Source organism: Microvirga sp. HS2, assembly GCF_055792805.1.
The window spans coordinates 64,102-73,043 of record NZ_JBVVAJ010000026.1; the positions used below are offsets into that span (position 1 = coordinate 64,102).

Consider the following 8,942-nt stretch of genomic DNA (forward strand, 5'->3'; position numbering starts at 1 on the left):
AAATTGAGGAGGCTACTCAAGCCTTGAGCCTATGATCAGTTCGTCAGACAATTCACTCGAGACCCGCGTTGCGTGGCTCTATTTCATGGAAGGGCTGACGCAGGCCGAGATCGCGGAAAAGCTCGGGATGACGCGGCTGCGCGTCAACCGGATGCTGGTGGACGCTCGCACGAGCGGCCTCGTGAACATCACGCTCAACTCGCAATTCGCGACCTGTGTCGAACTTGAGCAATTCCTCGTCCGCGAATTCGGCTTGAAAGATGCCGTCATCATCCCGACGCCTGGCGATCCCGATCTCATTCCGGTCCTGATCGGACAGGTGACGGGCGAGTACCTCTCGAACCTTCTTGAAACGTACCGGATTACAGGCCTGGGACTGGGATGGGGCGCAACGCTCCGGGAGACCATTCGCAAGACGCGCACCGGACGCTACCCAGAGCTTTGCGTCAACTCGATGATGGGCGGCCTGACCCATGGCCTGGAGCTCAACACCTTCGAGACTGCCAGCAGCTTGGCCAACTGCTTGAATGCCCAATGCCAGTATCTGGCAGCGCCCATCTATGCGGGGAGCCCCGAATCCCGGGACATCATCCTGGCACAGGACGTGTTCCGCGAAGCGTTCGAGCGCATCGCCACCAACGACGTTGCGGTGCTCAGCATCGGTGATCTTTCGCCGCGCTCCCTGTTGATCCGTTACGGCCTGCCCCGCGACGTGGTCGTCGACGAGCTGGTGGCGCTCGGTGCGGTCGGAGATATCCTGGGACAATTCTACGATGCGAACGGACGGACGATCGACCATCCGCTGAACCGCCGCGCCATCGCGCTCTCCCTTGGTGACCTTTCACGGATTCCCACGGTCATTCTCGCCTCCGGCGGAGAGAACAAGACGGCAGCCATCGCCGGAGCCCTGAAGGCGCGCCTCGCCTCGGTGCTTGTCTGCGACGAGGAGACGGCCAGAGGCGCCTGCGATCTGGCCCGTGCCGGCGAGGCCTCCCAGGTGCAGCCGGATCGACGCCGTGGCGACCGTTGAGGCCGCCACTTCACCCATGGTTGATTTGCCATCGGGTCTCCGGCAACTGAGACCCGCTCCATCACATGGTCGATTGGGCAGGGATTCCGGAGCGAGACGGCCGATGCCGCCGATCGATCCTTAAAAATAGGGAATATTGCTTCGGGCGCACCTCCCATGCAGTTCCGCGCACTCCTCCGTCTCTTGTCAAAAAAGCCTGATGATCTCCCCGACGCTTTCTGCGCTATTCGACGAACTATCCATTTGTAAAGCAGATAATGCATATGTATTCTGAGGCCAATAACGCGGAGAGTTCGCGACGTCGCTCCTCGTGGCCAAGCCAGAGGGGCTTGTTGCCGACGGATACGGACAGGGAGGAACGTCGATGCTGTTCGGACGAGCGTCGGAAGCAGGCTGGGCGCAGCGGTCAGCCTGCGCTCTCATGCAAAACACAAGAGGGCAGATGTCATGACGCGCGTGCTTCAGATCTCCGACACCCATCTGAGCCCCACGAAAACACATTTCACAGCGAACTGGCCCGGACTTCTTGCGTGGGCCAAGAAACAGCGGCCGGATCTGATCATCCACACCGGCGACGTGTCAGTGGACGGGGCGGATCAGGAGGACGACCTGCGCTACTGCGCCTCGATCTTCAGGGATCTCCCGGCGCCGGTGCTGTCGGTCCCGGGCAATCACGATGTCGGTGAGGCCCATCATCCGCATCAGCCGGTCAACCCGACACGCCTTGAGCGCTGGCGCCGCACCTTCGACGCCGACTGGTGGCTCAAAGACGTGGCGAACTGGCGGTTGCTGGGGCTGAACTCGATGCTGTTCGGCTCGGAGTTGCCTGACGAGGAGCGCCAACTCGCCTGGCTGCGCAAGTCCATGGCTGATGCATCGGGGCGCAGGATTGCCTGGTTCACGCACAAGCCGCTCTTTCTTGAAGATCCTGATGAAGCGGATACGGGCTACTGGTCGGTCAAGCCCAAGCCGCGAAAGGTGCTTCTGGACCTTCTTCGGGAGTTCGATGTCGCGCTCGTGGCGACGGGACACCTGCACAAATCGCACGACGTCTTCGTGGACGGCTGCCGCTACATCTGGGGTGCGTCCTCCAGCTTCGTCGTGGGACCCGACATGCAGCCGCCGATGCCGGGAGAATGCCGCCTTGGCGCCGTTGTCTACGAGTTCGCAGACCTCGACGTGACGATTTCCCGTGACGACGTGCCTGGGCTGACCACATTCCGGATCGACGACGTGGTGCACGAGGTCTACCCGCCGCGGGACGCGGCCTGACCACGTGCGACCGGCCAGAGGAGCCCAAGATGGCCCGAGTTGAATTGCGTGCCCTTGCCAAATCCTTCGGGGCGGTCCCGGTTCTGAGCGGGGTTGATCTGGATATTGCCGACGGGGAATTCCTGACGCTCATCGGGCCGTCGGGATGCGGAAAATCGACCCTCATCCGCATGATTGCTGGACTCGAGCCGCAGACCTCGGGCTCCATCTCCATCGGTGGTGCGCCCATCGACCATCTTCGTCCGCACGAAAGGCGGGTCGCGATGGTGTTCCAGTCCTATGCCCTCTATCCCCACATGTCGGTGTTTTCCAACATCGCGCTTCCCCTGACGATGCAGCGTTTGTCGCTGTGGGAACGGCTCCCGCTGATCAAGCATTTCTCGAGCCGCCGCAGGAAGGTCATGCCCGAGATTGCGCGCGAGGTGCGCGCCATTGCCGAGCAGCTTCAGATCGAGCACCTGCTCGATCGCCGTCCGGCTCGGCTCTCAGGAGGACAGCGCCAGCGCGTCGCACTCGGACGTGCCATGGTGCGTCACCCGGACGTGTTTCTCATGGACGAGCCGCTGTCGAATCTCGATGCCAAGCTGCGCGTCCACATGCGCACCGAATTGGCGGAACTTCATCAGCGGCTCAAGACGACGTTCATCTACGTGACCCATGACCAAGTCGAGGCCATGACCATGTCCGACCGGGTCGCCATGATGGATGCCGGCCGCATCCTCCAGCTCGGCACTCCGTCCGAGCTCTACGAGCGGCCGGTCAACATCAAGGTCGCCTCCTTCATCGGAAGCCCCGCCATCAATCTCCTGCCGGCCAAGGTGGGAAGCGAGGACACCATCGAGCTGATGGGCCGGCGACTGTCGCTCAAAACCCCTCTGACACCGGGCTCGGACGTAACGCTTGGGATCAGACCGGAAGCGATGTCTCCGGCTGCGTCTGCCGAGTTGCGGCCCGGCCGAGCATCCCTGCCGGCTCGGCTGCGCCGCAAGGAAAATCTCGGCTCGGAGTTCATCCTTCACTTCGATGTTGCCGGGCCTGCACCGGTCATCGCGCGCATTCCCGCGGGCCCCGAGGTTCAGGCCGTCTCCGGCGATGTCGAGCTGAGCTTCGAGACGGCTGGCTGCCATATCTTCGACGACAAGGGCGAGCGCGTCGAGTCCGGCCTGCCTGGCGGGCGCCAGTCCGCGCATCCGCGCACGCTCGTCGCGAGCGGAGGAGCAGCGTAATGGCCGCGACCGCCACATCCTATGCCGAGGCTGGTCGGCCTCAGGCTCGCGCCAACCGGCAGGCCCTGATCGAGAAGCTCGTTGGGATGGGATTTGCCTTCCCGGCCTTCCTCCTGCTCCTCGTCATCATCATCACGCCGCTCATCGTCCTCTTCTACCTGAGCCTTACCGATTACGAACTCGGGGCGCTGGACTTCAAGAATGTCGGCCTCGCCAATTTCCAGAAGGCGATGTCGGATCCCGTCTTCAGGCGGTCCCTCTGGAACACCGTTCTTTACGTATCGATCGTTCTGCCCGGAGCGGTCGGGCTCGGGCTTCTGGTGGCCGTGCTCGTCCATGGCCGCAAGAGAACCCGCTCGTTCTACGAGGTGATCTATTTCCTGCCGGTCACCTCGACTCTGATTGCCATGGCGACGGTCTGGCAGGTTCTGCTCCATCCGCGCCTCGGCCCCATCAACGCCTTCCTCCGGGAGATCGGCGTCGGCGAGGTCGCCTTTCTCAGCGATCCGTCCCTCGCGCTGCCGACGCTCGCCGTCATCGGCATATGGCAGCTCGTGGGATTCAACATGGTCCTGTTCCTGGCAGGCCTGTCGGCCATTCCGAAGGACCTGTACGAGGCGGCAGAGATCGATGGCTGCGCGAGCGGGATCGACCGTTTCCTCACGATCACCTGGCCGCTTCTCGGGCCGACGGCCATGTTCGTGATCGTCACCACCTCGATCACCGCCTTCAAGGTGTTCGACACGGTCGCGGTAATGACTCGCGGCGGGCCTGCCGGAGCATCCGAGGTGCTGCTCTATGCGGTCTATCTGGAGGGCTTCCAGTACTTCCACACGGCCTATGCCGCAGCGCTGACGATCATCTTTCTCGTCTTCATCCTCATCTTCTCCGTCATCCAGACCTTCGTCCTCGATCGCCGGGTGCATTACTGATGAGCACGCAGCTTCCGACCTCGTCCGCAGCCCGACCCTCGCCGGGGCTGGCGCGTGCGCGGCACATCCTCGGTCTCGCGTTCACCCATGGTTTCCTGCTGATGGGTGCCGTGTTTATCTTGATGCCCTTCGTGTGGATGCTCGCCACATCGATCAAGCCTCCGGACGAGGTGTTCACCGCCACCTTCAGCCTCTGGCCGAAGCGCTTCTACGGTGCCGAGAACTATTCCTATGCTTTGACGGCGGCGCCGCTTCTCCGCTTCGCCCTCAATGGGGTGATCCTCTGTGGCGGCATTCTCGTCGTGCAGCTGCTCGTGGCCATTCCATCCGCCTACGCGCTCGCTAAGTTGCGCTTCCCAGGGCGGGACGTGCTCTTCGTCCTGGTGCTCCTCGGACTTGCGATCCCGGTGCAGGTGCCTGCCCTCCCGCTCTATATCGGCCTGGCCAATCTCGGGCTTCTGGACACCTATTTTGCGATGATGGTGCCGTTTTTCCTGTCGGTCTTCGCCATTTTTCTTCTCCGTCAGTTCTTCAAGAGCTTTCCGGACGACATCATCCACGCAGCCCGCCTCGACGGGATGAGCGAGTTCGAGATCGTGTGGCGGGTCGTGACGCCCAGCGCATGGCCGGCCATCGCGGCCTTCTCGGTATTCTCGATCGTCGCACACTGGAACGACCTTTACTGGCCGCTGATCGTGATCACCGACGCTGCTCTGGCCCCCCCACCCCTCGGCATGATGTTCTTCGCCAATGCGGAAACAGGCTCGAACTACGGCGCGCTGACCGCCGCCGCCGCGATTCTCACCGCGCCCCTCGTCATCACGTTTCTCTTCGCCCGCCGTCAGTTCATTCAGGGAATCACGATGACGGGCGTCAAATAAAGACTGCCGGAGGAACGGCAGCTTCGGATCATCGCGACACGAAACAAGGGAGGAGACAGCTATGGGCTATTACTCGAAATTCACGGCGGCGCTTGCGGGAATGGCGCTCGCCGGCGGAATGACCGCCCCCCCGCTTCTGGCGGAAACCACATTGGACGTTCTGTATCCTCAGCCGTCGTTCGCCAAGTTTCATGAGCCCATCGCGCAGGAGTTCATGAAGCATCATCCCGACATCAAGATTACGTTCCGGGCTCCCGTGGCGAATTACGACGAAGGGCACCAGGTCATGTTGAGGCAGGCGGTAACGAACCAGTTGCCGGACCTGTACTTCTCCGGGTTTCACCTTCAGACGGAACTCGTCAATGCGCTCCTGAAGCGGCAGCAGATCACCGAGATCGGGCCGCTGCTCGACGCCGAGCCTGCGGAGTGGCGCAATGCCAACTACTCCGAGAAGATCATCGATCTCGGACGTGTGAACGGGAAGCTCTATGGCATGCCGGTGAATGCCTCGACGCCGCTGATGTACTTCAACGAGGAACTCGTGAAGAAGGCCGGCGGCGATCCTCGCAAGATGCCGGATACATGGGATGGCGTGATTGCACTTGCCGCAAAGATTCGTGCTGCCTCGCCGGGTGTGGCGGGCCTGTCCTACAACGTCCACGACTGGCCGGACGACTGGCTGTTCCGCGCGCTGATTCACCAGGGCGGCACGAACATGCTCGATGAATCCGGCACGAAGGTCGCGTTCGGAGGCGAGCCGGGCCTCAAGGCACTGGCCTACATGCGCCGTTTCGTGACCGAGACGGGTATGCCGCTGATCGACTTCGACTCGTCGCGCCAGCAATTCACTGCCGGCCAAACGGGTATTCTCTTCGAGACCCCTGCCCGCCTGCGCCAGATCACGGACCTCATCGGAAACAAGTTCATCCTCGGAACGGCGGTCTTTCCGGTCGACGACAAGGCGAAGGGCGGCCTGCCCACCGGCGGCAGCTCCGCGATCATCACGGCGCGCGACCCGGCCAAGCAGAAGGCCGCGTGGGAATACGTCAAGTTCATGACCGGCCCGGAAGCGCAGAAGATCGTGGTGGAGATCACGGGCTATCTCCCGACGAATAAGCGGGCATCCGGCCCCGAATTCCTCGGACCGTATTACGAGGCGAATCCGAACTTCAAGACGATTACCTATCAGACCGACCGGTCGGTCCCCTGGCAGGGCTATCCAGGCGGCAGCTCGGTCCGGATCTGGCGCCTGCAGCGCGACATTCTCAACGGCGTCATGCGCGGCGAGACCTCGCCCGAAGCCGGTCTCGACCGGCTGGTCAAAGAGACCACGGCGCTGATGCAGTAAGAAGGCTGCTCCCCAGAGGGCACGGCTGTCCGGCCGTGCCCTTCGTTTTGCGAGACACGAAGGCAGAGAACCTCGATGATTCCCTCTCGACCGGCGCGCCGCCCGGCGGCTGTCCTCTTCGACTGCGACGGCGTGCTGGCCGACAGCGAACCTCTCGTGAACCGGGTGATCGCGGCGGACCTCACTCTCCGGGGATGGCCCTTGACGCCCGACGAGGCGGGCCGCGCCTTTCTCGGAACCGCGCTGCCCGACATGGTGCCGCGGATCGAGGCGGTGGTCGGGACATTGCCGGCAGACTGGATGACCATGATCTCGCGCCGCGTCGCGGCCGTCATGAAGGAAGAGGTCGAGCCCGTCTCAGGGGCCCCGGAGGCGCTTCAGGCCATCGCGTCGCGGGGCATTCCGATTGCGGTCGCATCCAACTCGACCCGCCTTGAGCTCAGCACGAAGCTACATCGCCTCGGCTTCACGAGCCTGTTTTCGGGGCGAGTTCTGTCCTTCGAGGACGTGCCGCGGCCAAAGCCTTGGCCCGACATCTACCTCGCGGCGGCGCTGGCCTGTTCCGCCGAGCCTGAGGATTGCGCGGTCGTCGAAGACAGCCTGCCCGGTGTGCGCGCCGCAATAGCCGCAGGCTGTAGGGTACTCGGTTTCGCCAAGGAGCTCGGTTGCGAACAGCTCAAGACGGAAGGCGCTCATCCCTTTACGGACATGAGACAGCTTCCGGTTCTCTTGGGGCTTCCAGAGAAATGAAGGTCAGGACACCATTGCGGTTCTGTTGCAGCTTTGAAGCTTGCTCCGTCTGAGCTACGACACGATGGTAGTAAGACAGACTGGCGGTGAGGCAGGAGAATAAGAACCCGTTCAAGGGTCGGCAATTCACGGTGGAGATCATCATGTGGACCGTCCGCTGGTATCTGCGCGTCCCGATCAGCTACCGCGATCTTGAAAGCATGCTCTCGGATAGGGGCGTGCAAGTGGACCATACGACCTTGTTTCGCTGGATCCAGGTCTACGCACCAGAGTTGGACAAGCGCATCCGACCGCACCTGCGGATGACAAGCGGCTCTTAGCGTGTCGATGAGACTTACATTCGGGTGAAGGGTGAATGGGCGTACCTGTACCGGGCTGTCAATGGGGCCGGGCCGACGATCGACTTTCTGCTCTCGCCCAAGCGAGATTCGGGTGCAACTCGGCGATTCTTCCGTGAGGCGTTAGGGCAGCCCAATACCGTCAATCCGCGTACCATCGCGGTCGACAAGAATGCGGCTTACCCAGTCGCAATGAAAGCCATGAAGCGAGAGGGGACGCTCTGGAGCTTTGCCAAACTTCGTCAGGTGAAGTTTTTGAACAACATCGTTGAACAGGATCACCGGCACATCAAACGGCCGGTCCGTCCTGGGCTGGGCTTCAAGACCTTCCGGACTGCCAGTCGGACGATTACCGGTTACGAGACGATGGCGATGATCCCAAGGGCCAACTGGCCGGTATACCAACCAACGACTTGAAGGCTCATAGTGACTTCATTGCTGGTCTCTTCCACGCTGCGGCTTAACCAGATCTCCTGCCTGGCTTCGCTTGAGCTACGTCACGATTTGCAACAGAACCGCCTTTGCGACCTGTCAAGCCAACTAGAAGAAGCAAAGATCACATGGAGAAGGATTACGTGCTCTGTCCATCGAGGCCGTCTTCAGAAGATGAAAATAGGGGTCACTCGGCACGAGCCCGTCGGCACCAAGTTGGTACCGGCTCTGATCGGGAACTCGGGAAAAGCCGGAAGAAGGCCTTAGGCCTATGGTAGCGGAGGACGATTTGAACCCCCGGCACAAGGATTATAATTCCTCTGCTCTGACTGTCCGCTCACCCCCTATCCTTTATGTTGCGGCTGATCCGGTTCTGCCTTCGATGATACTCACCTACGCAACTGGCTAAGTGACTAAGAATGCATCCTAGTCAGCGTCGGGCCCGAGGCTCCCCTCAGACAGACCCCGACACCGGCATATACGACCGTGAGGCCATCAACAGGTGGTGCGGCGGCCGGCACATCCGACGCTCTTCCCAGAATTGACGGCCGAGCAACCGTCGGAACAGAATGAGCCGGTCCCTGACATGGCGGAGCAGTTCCGTGCGGCCCTAGAGCGGTTTGGGGTTGAACGGAATCGGGAAGTCTGACTCGATGGTGGTCAGGGGCGTGAGCACAGAGGCTCGCCATGACCACACCGTTGTCCCAGGACCTGCGCCGGCGCATCGTGCGGG

General features: G+C 61.9%; 7 protein-coding genes and 1 pseudogene. All 8 read left to right on the forward strand.

Annotated features, from left to right (window positions below):
• Positions 1 to 31: 31 nt before the first annotated feature.
• Positions 32 to 1,030 (forward strand): sugar-binding transcriptional regulator, encoded by a 999-nt coding sequence (locus ACS5Q0_RS19855; RefSeq protein ID WP_473128377.1) that lies wholly within the window; start codon positions 32 to 34, stop codon positions 1,028 to 1,030.
• A gap of 447 nt (positions 1,031 to 1,477) precedes the next feature.
• Positions 1,478 to 2,302 (forward strand): metallophosphoesterase family protein, encoded by an 825-nt coding sequence (locus ACS5Q0_RS19860; protein WP_473128378.1) that lies wholly within the window; start codon positions 1,478 to 1,480, stop codon positions 2,300 to 2,302.
• Between the two features lie 29 nt (positions 2,303 to 2,331).
• A complete protein-coding gene (locus ACS5Q0_RS19865; protein ID WP_473128379.1) occupies positions 2,332 to 3,528 on the forward strand; it encodes an ABC transporter ATP-binding protein in 1,197 nt (398 codons plus the stop codon).
• On the forward strand, positions 3,528 to 4,460 hold the full coding sequence (locus ACS5Q0_RS19870) for a carbohydrate ABC transporter permease (protein ID WP_473128380.1): 933 nt from the start codon (positions 3,528 to 3,530) through the stop codon (positions 4,458 to 4,460). The genes ACS5Q0_RS19865 and ACS5Q0_RS19870 overlap by 1 nt, the downstream gene beginning before the upstream one ends.
• A gap of 101 nt (positions 4,461 to 4,561) precedes the next feature.
• On the forward strand, positions 4,562 to 5,341 hold the full coding sequence (locus ACS5Q0_RS19875) for a carbohydrate ABC transporter permease (RefSeq protein ID WP_473128383.1): 780 nt from the start codon (positions 4,562 to 4,564) through the stop codon (positions 5,339 to 5,341).
• A gap of 61 nt (positions 5,342 to 5,402) precedes the next feature.
• The gene (locus ACS5Q0_RS19880; RefSeq protein ID WP_473128381.1) at positions 5,403 to 6,689 is read left to right on the forward strand and encodes an ABC transporter substrate-binding protein; all 1,287 of its coding nucleotides are present in this window, start codon (positions 5,403 to 5,405) and stop codon (positions 6,687 to 6,689) included.
• Positions 6,690 to 6,764: 75 nt separating this feature from the next.
• The gene (locus ACS5Q0_RS19885; protein WP_473128382.1) at positions 6,765 to 7,439 is read left to right on the forward strand and encodes an HAD family hydrolase; all 675 of its coding nucleotides are present in this window, start codon (positions 6,765 to 6,767) and stop codon (positions 7,437 to 7,439) included.
• A gap of 143 nt (positions 7,440 to 7,582) precedes the next feature.
• A pseudogene (locus ACS5Q0_RS19890) lies at positions 7,583 to 8,241 on the forward strand (IS6 family transposase).
• Positions 8,242 to 8,942: the final 701 nt, after the last annotated feature.